Genomic DNA, 22528 nt, shown 5'->3' with positions numbered 1-22528 from the left:
CCGCTCGAGGAAGATGTTTGCCATGCAAAGAAATCTGTTGTCACTCATCGGCGAGGGTCGCCCGCGTCGCGCGCTGTTCACTACCTACACGTTCAGCATCTCGTGGTTCGAAACAATCGTTCTTCCAGCGCTCCGCAAAACCGGCTGCGAGCAGATTGACGTGCTCGTCGACTCGCGCGAGGAGCGCAAGTCCACTGACGAAGCGACTTGTCTCGCCGCCGGCATCGAGTTTCGGGTCATTCCGGTGCTGATGCCGGGCAAGGCGGTCTTTCATCCGAAGCTCGTCTACATGAGGGGTGACACTCACGACCACCTCGTCGTGTCGAGCGGCAACCTGACGCTCGGCGGGTTCGGGAAGAACCTCGAAGTCGTTGACGCAGTCGCGTCCTACCAGGAGCCGGCTGTTTTCGGCGAGTTTGCGGATTTCATTGAAGACCTGGTGTACCGCTTGTGCTTCGCACCCGAAAACAAGGCCATTCTTTTTGAGTACGCGCACCGCGCGCGGCAGCATCGAATTGCCGCCGGCGACATCGACGGAGCGGCCCGCCGCACTTGGCTCGTTCACACGCTGCGCAACCCAGCTGCGGACCAGTTTGCCGTCCTCGCCGACCGCGTTGCCGAGCCCTCGACGCTCACGGTTCTGTCGCCATACCATTCGCCGTCGGGACAGCCCGTACAGAACCTCGCCGACGCTGTTGGTGCAGCGAATATCCGGGTAGGCATCGGCCGGAATCTGCGCGCGCCATTCGACAAGGCCAGCATGCGTTTCACCAGTGCCGTCGAATTTGTCGCCGCCGAGACCGCGGGCGCCGAGCGGTTCCCGCATGCCAAGTGCTTCGAGCTGCAGGGGCGCGACAGCGCGCTTGTCATGACTGGCTCGGTAAACGCAACCTCGCAGAGCCTTGAGACCACGACGAATGTGGAGGTATCGCTCGTTCGCCTGCTGGACCAGACGCCCTTCACCTGGGAATCCGTGCAGCCCATCGAATACACGCCATGCGATTTCCGCTCGGTGGCCCAGACGGCCGGTGCATCGGTGCAGGCGACCTGGCTGGCATCGCAGCGTATCAGGGGCGCCGTCTATCCAGCTCCGGGCGAGATGCGCGTCACCCTGGAAGTCCGGGGTGGAGAAGTCTGCCTGAAATCTGTTCCGGATGTTGCGCTCAACGAAAATGGCGAGTTCGACGTGCTGGTGCCAGACAATGTCGACTACAGGCACGCCCTGCGCGTCGTTCTGACGGGAGAGACGCTGCGGGTCTCCGGTTGGCTGAACGTCGAGGTGTCGCTCGCAGCGTCTGATGCGGAGCGTACTCTGCTGCGCGCGGCGCGCCGGATGCGTGACGGCGAGTTCAGTATCGACGACTTCCGTGCGGTGCTGGAGTGGGTGCAGTCTGTCAAGACTCGCGGGCAACCGCGGGAACCGGTCGCGCCGTCCGGCACAGGCGGTAGTGGAGGACAGGCGCGGGAGTCCGCTCAGCCCCAGCCAGCGTTGACATACGATGCGTGGCGCCGGGCGTTTGAGGACTTGGGGCCGCTCGGCGCTTCCGCTGCCGTGACACACGTTTCACTGGAAGCCGCGCTGGCATGGCTGAATTCGGACCTGGAAGAGGAAGAGCCGGATACATCGGTAGTAGGCGGCAGCGATGTGCCCGGCCGCAAGCCGAGGGACGCCGCGCTGATTCCTGGTCCTCGACTGAAGCTCCTCGAAACGACGAAGGACGAGTATTTCGATGACGACGAGGACGAAGAAGACGGGGACGCCGACGCGCGCGCCAAGGAAGCCCAGGAGACGATGTTCCAGAACTTCATCGCCAAGCTTCCGAACGGCCTGGAAGTCGACGCAAAATCGGCGCTTGTGCCGATGATTGTCGAGCTAACCGGCGGCGCGGTCCTGAAACGTGCGCTCGCAGGGCTGGGTCGTCCGCGCAAGGCAGACCCGAATGTGCCCTCGGAGCTGCTGGTCGTCGACGGATGGCTGAACCGTTACTCGAGGTTCGAATACAGCGCGCAAAACCGCGCGAAGCTGCTGCCGTTTTGCTGTGCGATGGCCTGCTGCGCCGCGCATTACCATCAGGATTCGTCACTCGAAGCCGTCAACGAGGCATTGCAGCGGCTTGCAGGCCGCGCGGTACCCGCCGAAGAAATCGAGCAACTCGCGCTCATCGGGCTGCATTCCCGGTGGCTCCGGCGGATTCCGGTCGAGAACCATGCCGAAATCGCCTCGTGCGCGCACGTCGTCGCCATGTGCGAAACCCTTTCTCAGAAGCTCGAAGAACTCATCGCCGTCATTGTCACCCGGCCGACCGAAAAGCCGTTGATTCCTCGCGAGTTCGAAAAGGTATTCGGAGCGGTGAAGCAGCACCGGCGCTCGGCGGACAAGGTGTTTGGCAACGTACATGCGCTGTCGAAAGCCTGCCCCTGCTGCTACGTGGCGCTGAAGCCCCGGGACATCACTGACCTGCTCGCGCTGCGTGCGGCGCTGTGCGCGGGCTGCCAGCGCGCTCTCTTTACGGGTCTCAACAAAGCAGAGCTGGCAAAGAAAGGCCTCGCGGGCCGCTACAAGGGGTAACCGACATGCTCACCAACCCAACCTACATCCCCGCAGTGCCGGACATGGATGCGGCCGACCCGCTGGGCACGGGCGCGCTCATTGAAATGTTCTACCGTTCTATATTTCCTGGCATCAATAACGTGGTTGCCCACGTTCGCATCTATTCGGCTATCTGCTGGATGGTCGGGCGCATCGAAGAGACAGCGGCGGAGATTCCTGGTGTGGACATGCTCGCGCTCTCGAAGACCGGGCTCGAAAAAATCCAGCTTCTGCTGACCTGGTACAACAGGCAGAATGTTGTGGGTATGGCGGGTGCAAACCGGGACTTTCCCACCGACAACAGCCTGAGAACGCTGAGTTTCACCGAGATTGCGACAGCAAAAGTGGCGAGGATTCTTGCAGACGACCCTGGCGCCACGATTACTGACCTTGGCGTCCAGTTTCTCTATGAGCTGCAGTACGAGCCTAGCCTCACCGGAGGGCTCGGATTTCTGGAGCGACATCCTGAAGTCCGTGACACCTACAGGCTCACCGCAGCAGGGAGGAAACTGGCAGACGAGTATGACAAGGCCGTTCGCGGTTCAAAGTGGTACGACTGGCTCGCGGACCTGAACAAGGTCACTACGTGTTTCGAAGAGGTCCAGGAAATGGGCGAGCTGCTCGATGTGCGGACTCCCTCGCCAGGAGAACGACGGGTTTTCGCGAGCGCTTATTACCCTGTGACGAAGGATGACGTCACCGGTAGCCGGGTCCAGTACCGGTGCAACGGCGTCACGCTGCTTCTTAGAGCGCTCGAGGCGGAACAGGCGAAGCGGGACCCGGAAACCTTGGGGGTCGATGTCGAAACATTGAGGATTACCATGGCTCGCGGGAAGACCCTCCAAGGGGTCCCTGTCAACCCGCAGGGTCTCGAGGAGTTCCAGGGCTGGTGGATGAACCTGCTGCTGCACGAACTCATCCGGCTATCGCTCGACACGCTTTCGCGAAACGTGGCAGTCTGGATTTATCACGCGACGCTGCTGGAATTGCCCCGACGCGACATTGCGATGTGCGCTGAGCAGCTCGGGAAAAGAATGGAGTCTGCGCTGCCGGACATATTCCGCAGCGATGTCCGAAGCTACGTCGCGCATCTGGATATGCTTCGTGGAGCCACCGCTGAGACCTTCTATGAGGCTTCCATTGTCGTTCCCGAACTTCGGGTCGACATGCAGCTGGAGAGGCTGCTGAAGGTCTCCAATTTTGACAAGGGAACGCCGGAAGAAAGGGCGGCGCTGGTAGAGGCCTATCAGTCGCTCGTGTTCTGCGCCGTCGAGGCGCGGCAGCTTTTTTCCAATCCTCATGTGGAACAAGTTAACCTGCGAAACGACCGGCTGCCGCTCGCGGTCCTGCGCGGCGTCCTCTCGGATTTTGAGGATGACCGGCCAGCTGCTTTCTTTGCCCACATCGTCCAGTTCTACGTCGTGCTGTTGCATTTCAACGTAGTGCGGGAGCGAACGGTGCGCCGCGACGCCAATAACCGGTTCATCTTCGCCATCGGCGAAGACGGGCTGGAGCAGGTCACAGCCAAAGGCGTGTTCCCGGGCGTGGGACTCGGTGCAGCTCGAAACCGCCTTCGCCAAGCACTCGTCATCCTCGCGCAGTGCGGGTTTGTCGAGAGTAGCGATGGGCCTAATTCTTTCGTTCTGACGGACGCGGGCCGCGAGCGGCTCACTCTCGGCGTTCCCAATTTGTAACCGGCCACGCCAACATCTGTAATCCAGGTGACGACTGAACGCTACATAGCGCGTCGATGCCCGTGATTCGGTCGGCCCGCACGCGATGCTTCCTGGCACGCCTCAAAAGCCGGCTGGCCGGCCATCCAGTTCAGGCATCGGGTCGATACCTAGAGCGCTCGTATTAAGTTCAGCCGCGGGGTACCCAAGGAATCGAACCGCGCTTTGGGTGCTCGCGGGCTGTCTCCGCACAGTCCGCACTCGTCGCGGCCCCGAACCGGACTACTCGATTCCTGTCTCGCGGTGTATGCCGGAATGCGCGTCGAAGAGCCAGTTCTCGACGCGCCGCTGAGTCTCCATGCGAATCGGTGGACCACATCAACGGTGACCATGATTTGCCTGATGCTGCTGGTCAGCGTGCCGGGTCCTGCTGGAGCAATTCGAATCAGAAACGCATGTACGTTAGGACGGGCTACGAGGTGTGTCTCGGCTCGTGGTAGTTGAATTGGGCGCCGGGCGTGCGATTCAAACGGTCCGAAGGGTCAGCGAGCGCAATTGCCCGCGTGTCGTCCGTATCAATCCACGGGAGCACGGCATCGCGCCGAATGTGGGGCTGGGTATTGCATCTGGGGCATCCCGATGCCCTGCGGCAACTCGACATCGCTTTTCTCAAAAGCTGTAGTCACGGTCCTGCGGCGCACAACATCGCTCTTGGTGAAACTGGTCTGGGCCATCTCGCACCAGTCTCCCAGCTCTCCAGCTGTCCAAATTTAGATGGCGCAATTCAAATAAGCGTTTGTTATTTGAATAAAACATGGTAAATTTTAGTCGAAGGTGAGGTGCGCAGCGCCGTAGGTTGGCGGGGGGCGCATACCTGCGGGTCAGGTCGTGGCAGTGTCAGTTCGCGACCGAGACACGCACTCCAAGAGCGAACAAATATGAAGACACGGCAAGAATCAATCGACTCCTTGATGCACGAATTTGTGGCGCGAGCGAACGCGCTGGGCCTCTTTTCTATCGTTGCCAGTACGACGGGAGGCGGAAATAAGGCACTTTTCATAGGCAACACCCTTGCCGAAGTGCTGGGGCCGTTCCGCGACATGGAGTGCGGCTGGACGCAGGCTCAAAAGGAAATTGGAACGGCGGAATCGCGCGAAACCTGCATTGCCGAGTGGTCAGATACGTGGCCGCCGCACCCAGACTGGGCGAGAGTGAACCCCAGGCCGAAGCTGCATCATCGAACGACGAAGACGACTTCCTATGAGTCAGGCAGGCTTACTGATTGGTATCCCGGGTCCGCGCGGCCCCGTCACGAAGGAACATACTCGACAACGACCGATAACAAAGAGGAATTCGCCTCGTGGTCAGGCGGTTTGTGGAAAACTTCCCACGGCCGTACTCCTGATTATTGGCGTGGCATAGATGTTGAGCGCAATGAAGACGAGCGGGAACGTCTGGCAAGTGACCTACGCGGTGGCGGCACTAGTGCACGTGCAGCCATCCCGCTTTTGCAGGACGCGATTGCTAGGCACGCGTTACGCGCGAGCGAAGGTGCCGACGCGCAGCGTGAGGCCGAGGCTGTGCTTGTCCTTTATAGAATCGCTCAAAGCACCCCCTCTTCGAGCGCGCTTCTGACCGAGGTTGAAACGGCCTATGTCGGTAATCTGGCTGTCGATTCTCGGGGGGAATTTCGCATTCGCAAATCAATGAAGGACTATTGGGGCTACTCTCCGCAAGAGCAAGACCTGTGCCCCGTTATGGTGTAACCGGTCCAGATTCGTGAGAGGCCGTCAGCATTTCAATTTAGGATACGAAAAAAATGGAAAAGCATCGAGAGGCACAACTTAGACAGGCGCTTGACGAGGTCTGGCTCACAGGAAGCAGCACCATTCGATGGGATGAATTCTATTTGTGGACGGGTGTCCAGCGCATTGCCAAAAAGCCTTGGCGCGTCGTCTACCGAACTTGGGAAGAATTGTGCGTTGAGCAGGGCTACGAGGAGGCACTTCCACTCCAGGTCATTTCACTTGACTTTGCGGTTGTGTTTCGTCGGGAGCCTCTGGAAAACGAGAAGGTTGAGAGTCTGGAGGATTTGGTCTGATGCGTCGCGGGGCGAGGGCCGGTGGCATAACGCCCAGTCTGGACTTGTCGAGCGCCAGTGCGGAAAAACTCGAAACCGGACCAACGGTGGCGACCGTGCTCGGCACGCCCTTTCCGCTAGACCTCACTCCTAAGCTCCACGACTCTGGCCGCGTGGGGCAGCCTCACACGCGGCCGCCTTATACGCACTATGTTGAACCGAGCCGGGTTGACGGAGCATCGGAAATACTCCGTGTTCTCCGTGCGAAATTGGGCGCAAGCCGTGGCCGAGATGCAAAATCATTTTGCTATTCGCCCCTTCATGGAAGTGGCCTTGCGCTCGACGCAGGAACATGTAGCTGGGTAGAGCAGGATGTTCTATCGGATATCGAACCCTCCGTGCATATTCGCTATCGGGTAATCACGGTGGCTGACTTTGTGCCAATCGGCTATTGCACGTTCACGATAAACGTTCGCATTGTGGATGGCATTGAAATCGATATCCACGAGGTCTGGTTGGCGGCAAAGTATCGTGGAATTGGCCTTGGAAAATCTTTAGCCGAAACCGTTGCTGAAAAGACTATGCATGCCATCAGCGTATTGGATGGCCGGCTGTTCGATGCCAGGCCTGCTTCAGTGACACATCGATTGAAGATAGGTGTAGGCGCCGAAATTCACTCGCCGTCGGGACGACAGTTCCTTAAAAATGTTATCTCGGCGCTAGATTTTGAGCTTCGTTTCTCTGAGTGGCTTTCCTTGAGCACGGAGTCGATAGCCGAAATTGAGCTATAGCCAAGAGCGCCGCACGCGAACGACTCAAGCGCGTCGAACTGCAAATCGGAGCAAGCTGGCCACCGGAGCGGGTCGCTTGAGCGCGAAGACGCTGTTGACACAGACCGACCGCGCCTTGGTCAGGCCGCTCGAGGTCGCGCGAGCGACTGCAATTTGAACGCCATCTGGCGGCTTTTGAAAAGGGAGTTGACCTGTGAGCACCGTTTCCGCAGAACACACTAATGAGTCACCTGAGACAGAGCGTCATGCCACCGCGCATACGGCCGTACTGCTTCCGCGCTACCGTGAAGAGACGAGGCTCAATACTGGTCTTATTCCGGCGATGAGGGTTCTGCGGAATGCGCACAATGACGGCACCACTTACGTGAATATGGGTGTGGCTTGCCGTGAGCACATGCGGCTCGCGGCCGAGTTGCCTTTTTATGAGGTCGCTTTCGAGGGAAAGGTTTATAGGCTCCTGGCTCGACCGGTGCCGGGACAGCAGACGGGACGTTGGGGCTCAGGTGTGAAGTACGAGTTCGTGCGCACCCGGGCTCCGGGCCTGTGCGTCGATGGCTGGTTCATGGACCCGCCGAATGACGTGCCCAATACGCCGCGCTCGCTTGTCGAGGAGCTTCAGGCTGCGCTCGGTGCCGCCTTCACGGACCTCGAAAACTTCCTTGCGAATGCGTACAGCATCTTTCACTACCGCCTAGCCCATGAGGGCCGGTACCCGACGACCATGGAGCCGCAGGGATACGCCTTTGGCGAGCTCTTCCTCATGTCGGCGGACAGCGAGGGTACGTTAAGCACGCTGTATGAGACGCCAAAGGGAACCAACGTCGAGCTGTGGACGATGTTCCTGCGCATCCTGGACGGAAAAAGCACGAAGCTGGTCGACTACGTCAACTCGAGCATGGCTGTAAGGGAGTTTGGCGAAGCGGGCGCTGCGAACTTGCATGAAGCGTTGCGCCGTCGCGACGGTCACTCACGGTCGACACTGGCCATGACCAACAAACGCTTTCTCGAGGTGTTCCCTCCCTCCGCACACACAACAGTCGTCAAGCGGGATGTGGGCCGCCACTCGTGGATGTTCTGAGGCGCGTGGTCTGGCGGACTGGACCTCTCAAAAGAAATACCGGTGGGTGTTGCGAGCGAGCAGCTTCGGGAGAAGTTGACACGTCTCCAAAGTGTCCGCGCTAACCCAAACAGGGTGGCAGCGATTCGTCGTCGTCTAACCATGCGCCCCGGTAATCTTCTCACCCCGCTTAACCACATGCGGCGACACCATTTCGCCAACGGAATCCGCTAGAATGCCCTTATTTTGCAGGCGCTTTTTACACAACGCGCCGGTCAACATTGACCTCAGGTGGTGACGGGAGAGCCTCGTTTTAGAAGCTGCGGACATGCCCTGTTTGAGGGGCTTGAAACGGAATTTCCCCGGTTATGCGTCTGCTTTTCCCATGTTATGCGTTCGCACCGGCCGGAGAGCCTTGTGTGGCAAGGGCCAGTTTCTCAGGTTATGAGGCTGTCTACAGGGCTGTAGCGGGAGCCATATAGCTGGATTTTGGGAGGCATCCATGTGGATTTTTATTGATGGATGCGCATCGATAGCTTAAATTGATGACCTCCCGCTGTGCAATCCGTAGGTAAAGACAACGGCCGCCCCAATTGGGATGGCCGTTTCTCCTAAATATTTGCAACAATCGAAGGCACGCCACGCGTATTTCTCTGGGTAGCCACTTGTTTGCAGCTCACCTCAGCACAACACCAAGATAGCGCCGCGTTTCGCTCGCGTTAGCGCCACATAGAGCAGCTGCCGACGATTGCTACCCTCAGCCTGCTCACCGACATACGAATCGGGTGCTACCACAGCTACGTAGTCGAACTCCAGGCCTTTCGCCCGGTGCATTGTCGCCATGTGCACCGCGCCTTGCTCTTCGGCGTGGTTGCTCTGAGCTGTAATCGTCACGGTTTTCTCACCCGCCTTCTGCAGCAAGAATTCCAGGGTGTCACGATTTTTCTCGCTGGATGCCACAACACAGAAACTGTGTGGTGGCTGGCCGTCTGCCGTCCCCGGCCACTGATGCAGGAACTCCCGGACTTTCTCGGCGGCTTGCTCCAAACCACTAACCTCGACCTGAACCGGAGCTGGCCCATGCGTAAGCGAGCGGTAGCGGTTCGACTCGTCCTGACCGTCATCGAGGTCATCGACCTCCACTCCTTCAAGCAGCGCGACAGCTTTCTGGCGAATTTCGTCGGTGGTTCGGTAGTTGATGTAGAGCTTTCTGGAACGTCCCCGGATGTCGATGCCACACTTGCTCATTGCGGCCCGATGACGACTGTAAATACGCTGGTGACCGTCACCGACAAAGAACAGGTCGTTCTCGCCTGCGAGAATCATTGCCCGGAGCAGCTTCAGGGCTTGCGGACCGAAATCCTGTGTCTCATCGATGACGATGGCGCTATAGGAGGGAATAAGCGACTTGTCGACGTCGAGCATGGACGCTACCTCACGGTAAGCGTCATCCACCTCCTTCAGCTTACGGGAGGCAAGCTGGCCGCGGTACTCCTCGAATACCGGCCACACGGCGTCGCGCTTTGCTCGGCTGAGCAGCACACCACGACCGGTGCGGCGTGCCTTGCGATACTCGTCCAGTGTGATGATTCCTTGAGCCAGGATGACTTGTTCAAGCTCCTGCTCATAGAAATTGTCCGGTAGCTCGAGGCTGTCGTCCTTCACTGCTAAAGCAGTGTCCCAAGCTTGACGGGCACCATCCTGCTTGCGGTCATAAACGATGCGATGCTCCAGCTTGCAGCTTCGCATAAAGCCGTGCACCCAGGCGTCGAGGTTACGTACCTCAAGCTTTTCGAGTGTTGCTGCTGCACATAGCGTACGCAGGTTCTGTTCGATGTCTGTAGCCAGGTTGCGAGTGAAGGTTGTGAAGAGTACCTTCTGTGCGTTGCCGGTGCACTTCTCGGCGAGCCACTTCGCGCGGTGCATGGCGAGAACAGTCTTGCCCGTACCGGCCCCGCCCAAGACACGGGCAGGGCCACTGAATTTTTTCTCTGCGAGCTGGCGCTGCGACGGATGCAGGAACACACGCCACTGAGCAAGCGGCGCGTTCAGAATAGCGGTCAGCGCCTCGTCATTATCCACCACGACAAATCGGGACTTCGACTCGGGCGTATCCAGTGCAGCGACAAAGTCTTCGGTGTCGACGACCTTATCAACGCGGCTCTCCCGTGCCATCAAAACCTGCGAAACTGTCTCGCCGGCGGCGACGAGGAACAGCCCCTCGTACGCCTCCACGGGCAAGCGTGCCTGAATGGCGTCCAGTTCAGCATCACTGGTAATGGCACGTACGTCGCTTAGTAATTCCTGAGGCACGCCGAGACTCATGAGCTCCCTGTCATCTAATGTGACAAACAAAGGCTGTGCCGGCAATGCCGTTACCGGTTCCCGCCGCGCCTCTCCCGGAATCTGCTCAGCCACATGCTCAAACGTAACCAGCTGCATCGCCCCCGTAACTGGGTTAATGGTGAGCTTGCGGTTTTCTGCCCAGCGATACGCCTCATCATGTGGACCCACGTAGAGCAGCACATAGACGTCGCCGGACGACGGCTTGAAAACGATGCCACGCCAATCGCCGTCTACGCGGACCGATTTCAGGTTGGGGTCGCGCGCACCCTTGATGTTTTCGTAGTTCGTGCCAGAGCTGGTCGGATTAGTCTGAAACCCGATAGCCCACTTTAGAACCTTCGTATGAATGCTGGACGGCAGCTTGGGCAGCTGCGCCAGAAATTCGCTGCTCAAGGCAACTTTCGGCTTCAGACTCACTGCGACTCCTCGTTTGGCATGCTGAGGTTCAGCTTGTTGGCAACAACACTCACCCAGTTGGCACCACTAATACTGGTCATGGATTCATCGAGAACAAGCACGGTCCAGCCTTGTGCTGCCCATTCATCTGCCAAATCCGACTGGTCATCGCGCAACAGCGCGAGCTTTTCGCCGTCCCAGCAGAGTTCCCCGTCAGCAACAACTTTGCCTTTCTCGTTGATGAGTTCGAGACCAGGCATAGGCACCGATGCACCAGCTTCTGCAAGTCTTCGCAACCCCGGCTGCATCTCTTTAAACGCCTGCGTTAGCACCTCCTGCCATGCTCCGCTAAGTGCGGCCGCCGAAACGGGCTGGGCTGGTGCCGAATGTTGCGCAGGAAAAGGCCGGAGTACATTGTAAGCATGGGCATCCAGGCCAGAAGTCGTCACTAGCCACATGGCTGGTAGCGTCTGAGTCGTGTTGAACACGTGCAACCACTGGCGCCAGGCTATATGCAGGGCTTCCCCGTTGTCGACACTCATATCCTCCAGAACCAGTACGCCCGGCGCGGCCCAGCTGATTGCACTGTCCAATCCTTTCTGTGCAATAACCATCGGCCAATTGCCCACCTGGTGGCACAGGGCGGTCTGCGATTTCGAAATGCTTGGGGCATAACCATTGCCAGGGTCACGCACATGTTCTGGCATGCGATGTGCCCACTGTGCCTGGACCTGGTTGCAGGCAGCAGCATCTTCCTGGGTACTCGGCACCATCAAGAAGCCCAGCCACAAGGCATTACGCTGCAACTGTCTGAGCCCGGGGTCATCCTGCGACGAAGCGGGTGTCGCGAGCCATGCGAGTAACCGTGCGAGCGCATGATGAGTAAAGGCCTTTTCCTGAGCACGTGGAATGTTCGGCGGTGGCTTAACACCTTGATGGCGAGCCATCGACACCAGTGGGGACTCGAGGTCAGTTTCAAGGTCGCCTTTGAGTGCGGCCGCCACATCGTTGTGCGTAACGGACCAGACCCAATAACGACCACTTGCCACGATGGCGCTACGTTTTACCGCGTCGGAACCTAGACAATTCTGATGGTCAGCCCAGCCATCGCAAAACACAGCGATGGGTCGCCGCGCAGTTGACGTCGTTGACCACGGCCAGATGACGAAGTCCGGCTTGCTGGCTATGGCCACACCCTCGTCGCCGCCCAGATTGCACTGCGGCTCAATCTTGTATCGCTGGCTACCGACCTCAAGCATGTAACCCGTCTTGCCGTTCACGACGTCCTGCACCAGTTTGATAACCGGCAAGCCACCAACACCACTAAGACGCTTCAACCCCTCTAAGAACCGGGCTTCTAGGACCGAGTCGAAATTCGGGTTGATGTAGATGTCGGAGATGGTGTCGACGGACTGAAGTTTGTCGAGAGAACCCACCAGTTCGCCTAGGACCGATTTCGCCATATCGCGCGAGACCAGCTCCATGTTACGGCCTAGTCGATACTGGTAGACGCACCGGTAGCAACCATCCTTCTCCGGGTCATTGTTGCACGAGCAGGCAGTAACTGCCTGCAACGCCATATGCAACACGTCCCCCAGCGTTTTTGCGCCTTGCTCCAGCAGTTCCTGCAGATAGCCCGTTCCGCCCGGAACAGAGTCGTAGAGCATGACGTAGAAGCGACGTGGTCCACCGTCCTTGCCCGGTTCGTCTTGGAGGACTATGCGCAAGTGGTCAACTTTGCCTCCATAGCGCTTTTTCAGGCCGAGCTGAACTGCAGCCATAAAGGATTGGACCACTCGCTCATCGACACCATTCTTGGTGTACGGCACTAAGATACGAAGTGCCTCGGATTCGAACTCGCGGTACAGATACAGACACTCGAGCAGGTCTGCTGGGTTATTGCTTTCGCGCTTCGGGCAGTCGAAGTTGTGATTCTGCTCCGTCGCATCGTCATTACGCCTCGGTGGCTTCTGCACTTTGCCGCAATGCCGACATAGCTTGAAACCGGGGCGCATTGAGGCCTTGTCAGCTACCTTGAACGTTTCGCCGTTCTTGGCCAACTCTCCAAAGTTGACATCGCGGAAGGTCACTCGGTCGATGAACTCAAAACCGAACGGCAATTGGCCGGTACTGATTTTCCAAGCCTTTCGCACATTCTCTGGCGAGAAATCTGCCATCAGTTGCCGGACGTAAAACTTCGGCTCACGGTCCTCAACGCTGTCGTCGATACGGACCTTGAGGTCGTTACTGTTCGCGATAGCTTGCTTGAAGCGCAACAGTGTTCGCTTCTGTGCGGCATCCGCCCACATTGCATCGCTGCAACGGGGACAAGCCATATGGGTGTCCGGCTCGATGTCCAGATTCTGCATGTAATGACACGATGGGCAGAAGCGCCATGGTTCTGTCCTCGCCAGATTCATGTTTATCTGGTCGACCTCAACGCGACGCTGGTTCGCGTAGAAGCGGTTTTCTGGGGCAAATTCCGACAACGCCGACTGTGCCGGCCGCTCGTACTTGAGCGTATTGAGCGTAACGTATCCGCCTTGACCGGCTGGGTCATCTGACCCGCGCTTGCGCCACAGTATCGACTTCAGTTCGATGCCGGACTCGGGGAACGCATAGTTTGGAATCAACCCCGCGTCAGTCAGCGTGTTGAGCAGGTCTCGGCTGTTGATTTCCTTGATTAGCTCCAACAGCTTGTCGCGCTCGCGCAGCAAGAGGTCGATTTCTTCCCGCGTTGCTTCATCCTGTGGGCGCTGCTGGAGTTTCGTTTTGAGCTTGTCGAGTTCGTCCTTACGTTTCTTGTAGGTACGACGCTCTTCTAGCAGCTCGGTCAGGGATTTCAACAGCCTGAGGCTCAAGCCATCAGACTCTCCCTCTCCCTGCATGAAATCGGTCAGCCGCGCGCAGACTGCGCCATTATTCCTGATAGCGGTTGGAAGCAGACTGATAAAGCCATCGAGCAATCGCTGCTCGTGCTGGAGAACGTAATCGCGCAAGATGTATGGGAAGCGGTCAAGCTTTGCCTGTTCCATCGCATCGAGCGCCTGAGAAGTCTTCTCCGGCAAGGCGCTGGTATTCGTCAGACTGGCAACCCAGTCGTCCATGCAGAAAGCGAACAACTGACGGCGAAGAACTTCGGCAGCACCCAGGAAGACCCCAGGCGGGGCCACCTCGCCACTAAGCATCTCAGCGGTTTCGGCAAAGAAATATAGGTCGTGCGGGCTGGCGCCATCGGCCAGTGTCGTCGCCATTGCATTACCGTCGCGACGGCCCGCGCGACCGATGCGTTGGAGGAAGCTTGCCCGGTTCGGCGGTACGGAGCACAACATCACGGACGAAAGGTCCCCGATGTCCACGCCCATTTCGAGCGTTGGCGTGGCCGAGAGCAGGTTTTCGTACCAAGGCTCTGGCTGCTTACTCTTGAATCGGCTTTCCAGTTCCTCGCGTTCGCCGCGCTCGAGTAGACCGGTGTGCTCAGCAGCAATGACACGGCGCAAATCGGCCTGACTGAAGCGTTTCGCCCACCAGCTCGCAGCATCCGACACCTGCAGCTCGTAGGTGAATTCCGGAGCGTCGAGACATGGCATGCCGAGAAGCAATTCCACACAGTCACCCGGTACCGGCAACCGCCGCTTGCTGCCGTCGGTCGCGATAAATGCGACGTCCTGATACAGGTAGAGTCGGTCTGGATTCAGTGCCCAGGTTTCGCCTTGGTGATGTTGCGTCGGCACCAGCAGGCCTGCATCGTGCAGAACCGACAGCGCAACCTTGTACAAGTCGGGTGCGATACCGTTCGGCAGGAGCGAATCGCGCCCCAACACCACATAGGCCCAACGGTCGTACCATGTGGGCCGCCGTGGATTAGTCAGCTTGTCGAATCCGCTTTGCGTCCCAAGCGTCAGAAATATCGGTCGGGCAGTGTAATCGCCAATCCCCGGCATCCATTCCGAACGCCCGCCAAGGTTGACCAGCGCCCATGTCTTGCTATCACCGGCATAGGAGGCAAGCTCCGGATGCATGACACCACCCCGCCGGCGCATGTGCGTGAGCATGCCCCACAACCACTGGCTCACGGTGTGTACCGTCAGGTCGCGAAGGCCATACTGTTCGCTATAAGCAGAGGTCAGCCTGGCAGCTACTGCCTCAACGTCCCCCCGCGGCACCGACAGTACCGCCTTGCCAGTCCGCTCGAGCGTACGTCCGCGCTGACTGTGGTACGTCATCTCACTGTAGGCCTGCCAGAGAAATCTTTTTTTCACACGCTCAGGCAACCTGCTGTCGGCCGGTAGTCGCTGATGCTGCAACAGCTCCACAGCCCAGTCGCGCTGCCAGGTCATGTTCGGTGCAATGAGTTCCGACACCCGCCGCTCCGGTGACATACACAGCACTGAGTTGCTCATGGCAAAACGCTGCTCCACCTGGTGCAGAAACTGACTCCAGGGCATTGCCGGCATCTGGAGTTCATCCATCACATGGGCCAAGGCTGTGCGGATGTTGTTCATGAACGTCCGGGCGCCAAAGAACCCGGCTCGGTGTGCGGCGTCCTGTACCGAATCCGAAAATGCGATGAGCTTCTTGTCGTCGTTGTATACGCTTGCCCAGCTGGATTCGACAATCTGTGAGCCAAGCGTGGCGTTTCTGGCACCGAGCAGCAGAAGCCTGTCGTCTTCGCCACATGCCGGGCACGTGGTGTCGTGAAGCGTGAATTGAGCGTCACCGCGCAACTGCGTACGCTGGGCCATCACCTGAAAGACTGCCAGTAATTCCTGGTAGCCACAAGCAACGCACGCTTCACCAGATGACTGCATCGTCCCGCAGGACACACATACGCACCGGTGCGTACCGTCAACACGGTTGTTCGCCCCAATACTTTTCGATGCGTACAGGCGCGTGGCCTCTGGTCGACGCGCAAACCACGTGTTGTAAATCTCGTCGAGCTTGACGGACAAACGCGAACTGCCTGGAACAAGACGAGACAGCCATCCAGTAGTACGGCATTGGCTGCACTGCACCATAGGCAGATACACGCCGTCACGTTCGCCCGGCAGGTCACGCTCACTGCGAAGCTTGACTTCTTCCGGAACGGTGCTGAGCTTGCCAACCATGCGCCGGAGTTCGCGCATCCAAAGCTGGATACGAAGCGTGACCAATGGCAGACCATGTTCACGGCGCGCCCAGGCAACGAGTACAAGCAGTGCGTCGCTCACCTTGCTCACTTCATCGCTGGTTGCGGATGGCATGCTGCGTGCGAATGCATCCGTCAAGTCTGGGTAGGCTACGGTTCCGTCTTTGGCGAGTTTGAGCAGGTTGACGAACAACTGGTGGCACTTGAGTAAAGCCCCGAGCTTCTCGCGCCATGTTGAATCGCGCACATCCGCTGGCGCAGTTGCTCCGACGAAGAACAATGGAAACCAAGCTGCCACCGCTGATTCAGGCGAATCATATTGTGCAGGGTCGAGCTGCTTAACGACCTCCGGTCGGTAGGCAAACATGTAGTCGACTGTCGAATCTTCGAGGAAGGCATCCATCGACTGACGACTTTCGGTAATTACCGATTCGTCTGGAAAGACTGCCCCGAATATTTCTTCTGCGTACTGACGCAGCGGGCTGGTATCAGATGCACCGCCAAGCGTTGCCGACGTGCCGGCACAGATGAGATGGTTGTCGGGAACCTTCAGTCTAGCGCGCAAACGGCGCAGCAATAACGCAAGGTCCGTGCCCTGAGCGCCATCAAACGTGTGTAGTTCGTCGACCACTACGTATCGCAGCGTAGTCGGCGTATTGGATACCCAAAGCTGTCGGTCCTTTGGGCGCAGCATCAGGTAGTCGAGCATCTTGTAGTTGGTTAACAAGATGTCAGGCGGGTTCTTACGCAGCGTTTCCCTATCCGTGATGACGCTATTTGGTGTCATCACGGTGCCCTGTCCAGGGGCCGCGACTTGGCCGCCTACATATAGGCCAACTCGAAGCCCTGCAAAAGCCGGCACCTTGGCCACCAGCTCAGCGATACGACGAGCCTGGTCCGAAGCCAGAGCATTCATAGGGTAGATGACCAGCGCCTTGATGCCCGTTTCGCCAGCGTGGCGCGCACGCGCACAATGGTCAAGAACCGGGTACAGGAAACATTCTGTCTTACCGCTGCCGGTACCGGTTGCGACCAGCGCACTGGCAGCATTACGGTTACTGGCGAGCCGCTCCCAGGCTCGCTCCTGGTGGCTGAAACCTTCGTACCGGGTGTCGAAGGTAGAGAAAAATTTTCGACCTGACGCACCAGTACTGAACGGCAGGCCAATTTGCACATAAGGCCCCTTGAGCCAGTTGTCTTCGCCGTCCACAAAACGGCTCATCAGACCGTGTGTGAATGAATCAGCTGGCTCAAATGCCGAAATTAGGAACTGCTTCAGGCCGGTCTGAATGTCTCGTGCAAGCAGAGAGGGCAGCATTTACGCTTCTTCCTGTTGTATGTTTTTATCTGGACCGGCTCACTTAACGAATCACTGACGAAGACTCGAACGACGCCCATGCGGTGCGATAGTCGCCTTCGCGATTGGCCCGTGCGAAGGGCGCAACATATTTGCGCTCAACCTCGCGAGGGCCGCCCGGGAGCGTGTCATCCATAACCCATTGAGTGATTACCGTGCCATTGGGGACCTTCGACTTGCCGCCGACCATGACGACGTCCTCACTGTCTCCCGCTTCAGCATCAGCGTAGGTCCAGAGGTCATCCCAGCCGAAGTTGCCTTCGCGCGCCTTGCCGTCTGGCGTGACGATACGAGTTTTGGGCGCGCCGCGAGCACCGGTACCTTTGCGCGGCAAACCCGCACCAACAAGCCCTTTACTATTGGTGAAAACAATCCGGCCATTGATGTCATACCAAGTATCGCGCTCGTAACCCTGCATCACGGGGAACTGCACGCGATAGATGAGCAGCAACTCGTCCAGCGTCAAACCAAGCGCCTGCGCGACCAATACGTCAATTTCCACTAACGCCATACGGCGTGCATAGTCGCTGCGCAAGGCACAATCACGTGTCCATGTGCTGGTGAGGCTCTGCCAGAAGTCTTGGGAAAGGCGGGCGTTGTCACCCTGGCTCCAGCTTTGCTCGGAAAAACTAAGGTCGTAAACTTCTTCCCACAATGGAGCATAGGCCCTTGTCAGGCAATTGAGGGCGGCATACCTCGCAGATAGAGCTGGATGTAAGGCTATGCGAGGCAATTGTGTCCAAGTACTGTGCAGATTCGAACGTCCTAATGTCTTGATGTAATAGTCACCAATGATTGTGGAACACACGATGCCAGTCACCAGCAGGTCATCCAGTTGTCGAAATGCATTCCCTTGCACCCCGTTCGTATGGCCGACACCGGGAGGAATAAGTACGCCAATCAACGTTCGTTCATTGGCTGAAGGAAGCATCGCACGGAATGCCAAGCGAAAATATTCAGTTATCGGCCTCGCATGCACTTCATCAAGCTCAACCCAGCTCACCCTAGGGATACGATTGAGATATTCCTCTCGGTCAGCCATCGGCTGATAGTTAGTGCGCGGTAGGTAGTCCTCTGGCAAAGTTTCAATATCAATAACATCGTAATGCCCTTTCTCGGTAGAAACCTTGCGAGGGCTTTTGTTGAAAGGATTCGCCAGAAAGAAATGCGGTCCAGACAAAATCAAATCTTCCGCTTTAGCAGCAAACCCATCGTCGCTGGGTAATCGGCGCGTGACAGTGCCATCGTGCTGCGCGTAAGTCTCGTCAAACATTACCGTAGAAAAATGGTCCATCCCCAAATCGGCCAGCCGACGCGGATAGGCAGCGAGCTTTCTGAGCACGCTACTTAGGGTCATGACGTGTAATGCTGGGAGACGTGCACGTAATGACGGTGTATTGGGGTCGTCGTAAAGTTGCGCAAATGTAGTTAGTGTCGCTTGGTCTACAAAAACAATACGGTCACGATGACCGGCAGTGTTCCATTGCCCCACGTCGTTTTTAATTCCGCCAGGTAACCCGGAGCCATCGTGTTGATAGCAGGCATCGATTGTGCTCGGTATATATAAATTCGAAATATTATCGAACTTTACGACCCCTCTCAATGCTCCATAGATGTTAATGCTGTACTTTGCCCGGTGCGCAATCGGAAACAGGATTTCTTGATTCTGAAACTGAAAATGCCGCCTCAATCGCGAGTAAATTCCCGTACGTAGAGCGCCCCCCTTGGGGTCATCATAGGTCCCCTCAGGATGCAACAAACCAGTCACACCATTGGCGCTATTTAAACTCCATGTCAATGGTACGAAACATTTGTACAAGTTTGTTTGCACACCCTTGAGCAGCGGATAATTCTGCGTCGCAGTCAGAAAACCTTGGGTCCCTTCAGACTCCTGCAATTCATTCAACCAATCAGCTTTCAGGTTAGGAAAGCGCTCGAAAGCATCAACCCGAAGCTTCGCCAAGTCGCTTGCGCTAATTTTTCGAATTGCGAAGATGGGATTACGCTCACCGAGGATGCCTGCTTCGTTCCATTCAACCTTAATCCACGGCGGATTCCCGAGAATCATGTCAAACCCACCGTTACGCAGCAGAACGTCCGCAAAGCATAACTCCCAGTGCATGAAGCGATGCGCTTCCGCAATGTCCTCGACTATTTCTATTCGAGGGAAATACTGGCGCAGTTTACTGATTCGTAACTGACCGTACTTATCGTGCAGCTTGGGCGAGCTTACCTCTTGCACCAAAGGAAGTCGGGTCTCAAAACCGCTAAGACTGCCCTGAATTTCCGGAACGAGAGCTTGCGGCTGCACGTGCTCAGCGGGGAGCAGGTCCAGCCCGAGTTGCGGAAATACATCCACCACGTTGCCTTCGAGAATGGCACCAACCTCCATCCACCATTGTTCGCGGCTCGGCAACTGTACGGATTCGGTAATTGGCCAGAACCACAACGCACACCAGTAGTCCATCACCAGCTTCAGACGTCGAAACGGTGTGGCCAGGTCACCGTCTTCGTTCAAAAGGCCATCGCGGCGAATCGCATCTTTCTCTGCACGACTAGAATGTTCGACATTAGTTTCTGCAGCCTCGTTTTCATGTGGCCACACGGCCATAGCATCCTCGGTACGTCGCCGGTCACGTGCAAGCGCATCGGTATGCTCCGCCCATAGCTCTTCCACTCGGATACTTAGCTGCTGAAGACGCCCGATTTCCGTATTCGACAGTGGGGCAGTGAACGCTTTACGCCACGTTTTCAGTCGTTCAAAATCTTGCGGATAAAGCTTTTTCGCATCCTTGTCCGTGTAATTCGCCATACCCGGGTCTGGCAACAAGAAATGCCAGATTTCATCCGCCTGGCGCGGAGCGCTAGCCGTTACCCGACGCGGCGGTTCGTCGTACCAAGCTGGCTTGGCTCCCTTGACCAACGCCGTAGCTTTAAACACTTGGTGACGTGCACCGATTAGGCTGTTACCCGTGAAAAGTTGATAGCCAAACCACGGCACACGCGCTGGAAGGGGGCGGCCCTGCTCATCTGTGTTCCCATAGATGGCATTCAGCCAGATGGATACCTCAGCCAGTTCCACCGCCACAGGGTTCAAGTCCACCCCAAATGCATTGCGGTCGGCGATGTACATGCGTACCTTCTGCAGCTCTTGTGGATACTTTTCGTGCGGAATACGTTGCTTTATCTCGACCTGTTTTCGTTCGAGATAGGCTTCCGATAATTGGTTAACGGCTTCGTTCAAGAACGCCGCGCTGCCCATCGCCGGCTCACATATTGTGAGCGTCAGAATATCGTCGGCGCAGGTGACGCGCTCCCCGGCCAGCAACTCCTTGAGCGCATATTTCACGAGGCACTGGGTCAGTACCTGCGGCGTGTAGTAGCTCGCGCTCTTCTGGCGGTCGCGGCCTGCCAAACGGTAGATGAACGAGCCTTTCGGGTACATGCGCAACTTACGGCGATTGTTCTCGTCGGTGTCGTATACCCTTTCGTCATCGCGATATTCGTCGATACGGCTACGCGGCACAAACCACGCGCTTTCGAGTTTGTCGGATTCGGAGTCGCTGGCACGCGGGCGACGGCTGGTTGCGTCGCTGCTTTCGTCACTACCTTCATCATCATCATCGTCGCTGCTGGTGGTGCTAGCCTTCTTCGGTGCCGGCTTTACTTCGTAAAGGTCCTCTTCCGCAAAAAATCCGCGGTAACTGAGCAGCGCCTCATACACTGCACCGAGCTGGTTGATGGAGAGCATCTGATAGCTCACACGACCACGGCGACGGCCTTTTCCCTGTGCTTTACTGAGCGACAGGAGATTGATGACATGCTGCCATACCCTGTTCGGGAACCGCACCTTGGCAAGCAACGGCATCGTGCTGTCGTCGAATAAGCGACTATCGAGCGGGGCCAGCGCAAAAGTCTCTACCGCACCTTGAGCCTCTCCATGCAGATGGCCCTGCTCATCCATGCCGCAACCATCGGCGACCAGCCTGAACAGGCGCCGGAGCGTCATGTCGAAATAGAAACCTTCGCGCGCCTGCTCAGTCGTAAGCGGCTGCATTTCCAGGTCTCGAAGGCTTTCCAGACTGTAACCCTTGAGGTAGACCTCGCTTTTTTGAATAGGCACGTAACCCAGCTCTGGTCGCGCTTCGATGTAAAACATGAAGAGCAACCGATAAACAAGGCGCAAGCATTCCAGGCTCAACGAACCGGCATCAAGCTTGTATTCACCGGAATAGACACTCTTCTTGCTGCCCGAGGCCTGCTCATCGAGCTGACGTGCCGCTTCGTTGCCGAGGATTTCGATAGCCTCGCGCAACGCATATTTGAGGTCTTCACTGACGCCAAAAGCATGTTTGTGTGCATTGCTGTCCAGGCTCTCAAGTAGGCTGCTACCCTCCCCAGGGGCAAGGCAGTCCTGATGAAGCAGTGCTGCACAGGCCTTGAGCGTATCCCCGTCCTTGCGGTCGAGGATGTCTGCCCAGTTAAAGCGAAGCGCGCGGTTGTTCGGCCACTTGTAACGGTCGAGCAGTAACCATTCGTCCTCGCCGACGAGCAACACATAGCGAGGAGGTTCGTCGGAACTAAACACCGCATCCGAAAGCATCGTCGCCCACGTCTCGCCGCGCAACCCGGGCGGTACCGGTTCGCCGCCGTAATGAAAATCGGAGAGCTGGTTGTCGAGGATGTCATCATCTTCGCCACTCGCGCGATAGGCCGGAACGATGGCGAGACGCGCGCCTTGTACATCCCACACCGGCACGGGTAGCCCAGGAATGAACTCGTGAAGCATGAGCGTGCGCGGCGGCCGACGATACCCGAGCGCCTGCAGCAGACCGGACTGCAACTCCATGAAGCACTGCCAGCGCTCATGAGCATCACGACCACGCGCTACTTGACCGCGCAATGAGAACCAGCGCTGAGAAAACCCCTGCAATCGCTTGTACGGTGCACGATGCGTTTCATCGCGAGGATGCTGTGCTTCCTCGGCATCCCAGTCAGCCAAACGCTCTTTAATGTCTCCCCTGAAAACTTCAGACAGGTAGGTATGGCTGTAAAACTCGTTTTCGTTGCTGATACCAGCAAAAGTTTGTACGGCGTCGAGAACTGGCAT

Annotated in this window: 9 protein-coding genes; 6 read left to right on the top strand and 3 right to left on the bottom strand. The window is 57.5% G+C overall.

Features of this window, described 5'->3' with window-relative positions; genetic code table 11:
• Positions 1-22 precede the first annotated feature (22 nt).
• The 6 genes from QQS38_RS22125 (at position 23) to QQS38_RS22100 (ending at position 8212) form a co-directional block, all read left to right on the top strand.
• Positions 23-2569, top strand: coding sequence for a hypothetical protein (locus tag QQS38_RS22125; protein WP_479647494.1), 2547 nt, complete (start codon positions 23-25; stop codon positions 2567-2569).
• Between the two features lie 5 nt (positions 2570-2574).
• Entirely contained in the window at positions 2575-4284 is a 1710-nt protein-coding gene (locus QQS38_RS22120; protein WP_479647493.1) for a hypothetical protein, read from the top strand.
• Positions 4285-5201: 917 nt separating this feature from the next.
• Positions 5202-6029, top strand: a complete 828-nt coding sequence (locus tag QQS38_RS22115) for a hypothetical protein (RefSeq protein ID WP_479647492.1) — start codon at positions 5202-5204, stop codon at positions 6027-6029.
• A gap of 53 nt (positions 6030-6082) precedes the next feature.
• Entirely contained in the window at positions 6083-6364 is a 282-nt protein-coding gene (locus QQS38_RS22110) for a hypothetical protein (protein ID WP_479647491.1), read from the top strand.
• A 377-nt stretch (positions 6365-6741) separates the two neighbouring features.
• A complete protein-coding gene (locus tag QQS38_RS22105) occupies positions 6742-7134 on the top strand; it encodes a GNAT family N-acetyltransferase (RefSeq protein ID WP_479647490.1) in 393 nt (130 codons plus the stop codon).
• A 193-nt stretch (positions 7135-7327) separates the two neighbouring features.
• Positions 7328-8212, top strand: a complete 885-nt coding sequence (locus QQS38_RS22100) for a hypothetical protein (protein ID WP_479647489.1) — start codon at positions 7328-7330, stop codon at positions 8210-8212.
• 660 nt (positions 8213-8872) lie between these two features.
• Here the strand turns inward: QQS38_RS22100 and QQS38_RS22095 are convergent.
• The 3 genes from QQS38_RS22095 to QQS38_RS22085 are packed head-to-tail and all read right to left on the bottom strand — an operon-like array spanning position 8873 to position 22528.
• Positions 8873-10954 carry a UvrD-helicase domain-containing protein gene (locus QQS38_RS22095; protein ID WP_479647488.1) on the bottom strand — a complete coding sequence of 694 codons (2082 nt, stop codon included), beginning with the start codon at positions 10952-10954 and terminating at the stop codon, positions 8873-8875.
• Entirely contained in the window at positions 10951-17379 is a 6429-nt protein-coding gene (locus tag QQS38_RS22090; RefSeq protein ID WP_479647487.1) for a DEAD/DEAH box helicase, read from the bottom strand. The genes QQS38_RS22095 and QQS38_RS22090 overlap by 4 nt, the downstream gene beginning before the upstream one ends.
• A gap of 43 nt (positions 17380-17422) precedes the next feature.
• On the bottom strand, positions 17423-22528 hold the full coding sequence (locus QQS38_RS22085) for an Eco57I restriction-modification methylase domain-containing protein (RefSeq protein ID WP_479647486.1): 5106 nt from the start codon (positions 22526-22528) through the stop codon (positions 17423-17425).

The sequence above is a fragment of the Trinickia sp. Z7 genome, assembly GCF_056498045.1.
Note: the sequence above shows the minus strand (reverse complement) of the source record. Positions and strands in the feature narration are given on the sequence as shown.

Coding starts and splice junctions, on each gene's coding strand:
- QQS38_RS22110 (WP_479647491.1), top strand. CDS start 6,083: ATGGAAAAGCATCGAGAGGCACAACTTAGACAGGCGCTTGACGAGGTC.
- QQS38_RS22120 (WP_479647493.1), top strand. CDS start 2,575: ATGCTCACCAACCCAACCTACATCCCCGCAGTGCCGGACATGGATGCG.
- QQS38_RS22125 (WP_479647494.1), top strand. CDS start 23: ATGCAAAGAAATCTGTTGTCACTCATCGGCGAGGGTCGCCCGCGTCGC.
- QQS38_RS22085 (WP_479647486.1), bottom strand. CDS start 22,528: ATGCCAGTTCTCGACGCCGTACAAACTTTTGCTGGTATCAGCAACGAA.
- QQS38_RS22090 (WP_479647487.1), bottom strand. CDS start 17,379: ATGCTGCCCTCTCTGCTTGCACGAGACATTCAGACCGGCCTGAAGCAG.
- QQS38_RS22115 (WP_479647492.1), top strand. CDS start 5,202: ATGAAGACACGGCAAGAATCAATCGACTCCTTGATGCACGAATTTGTG.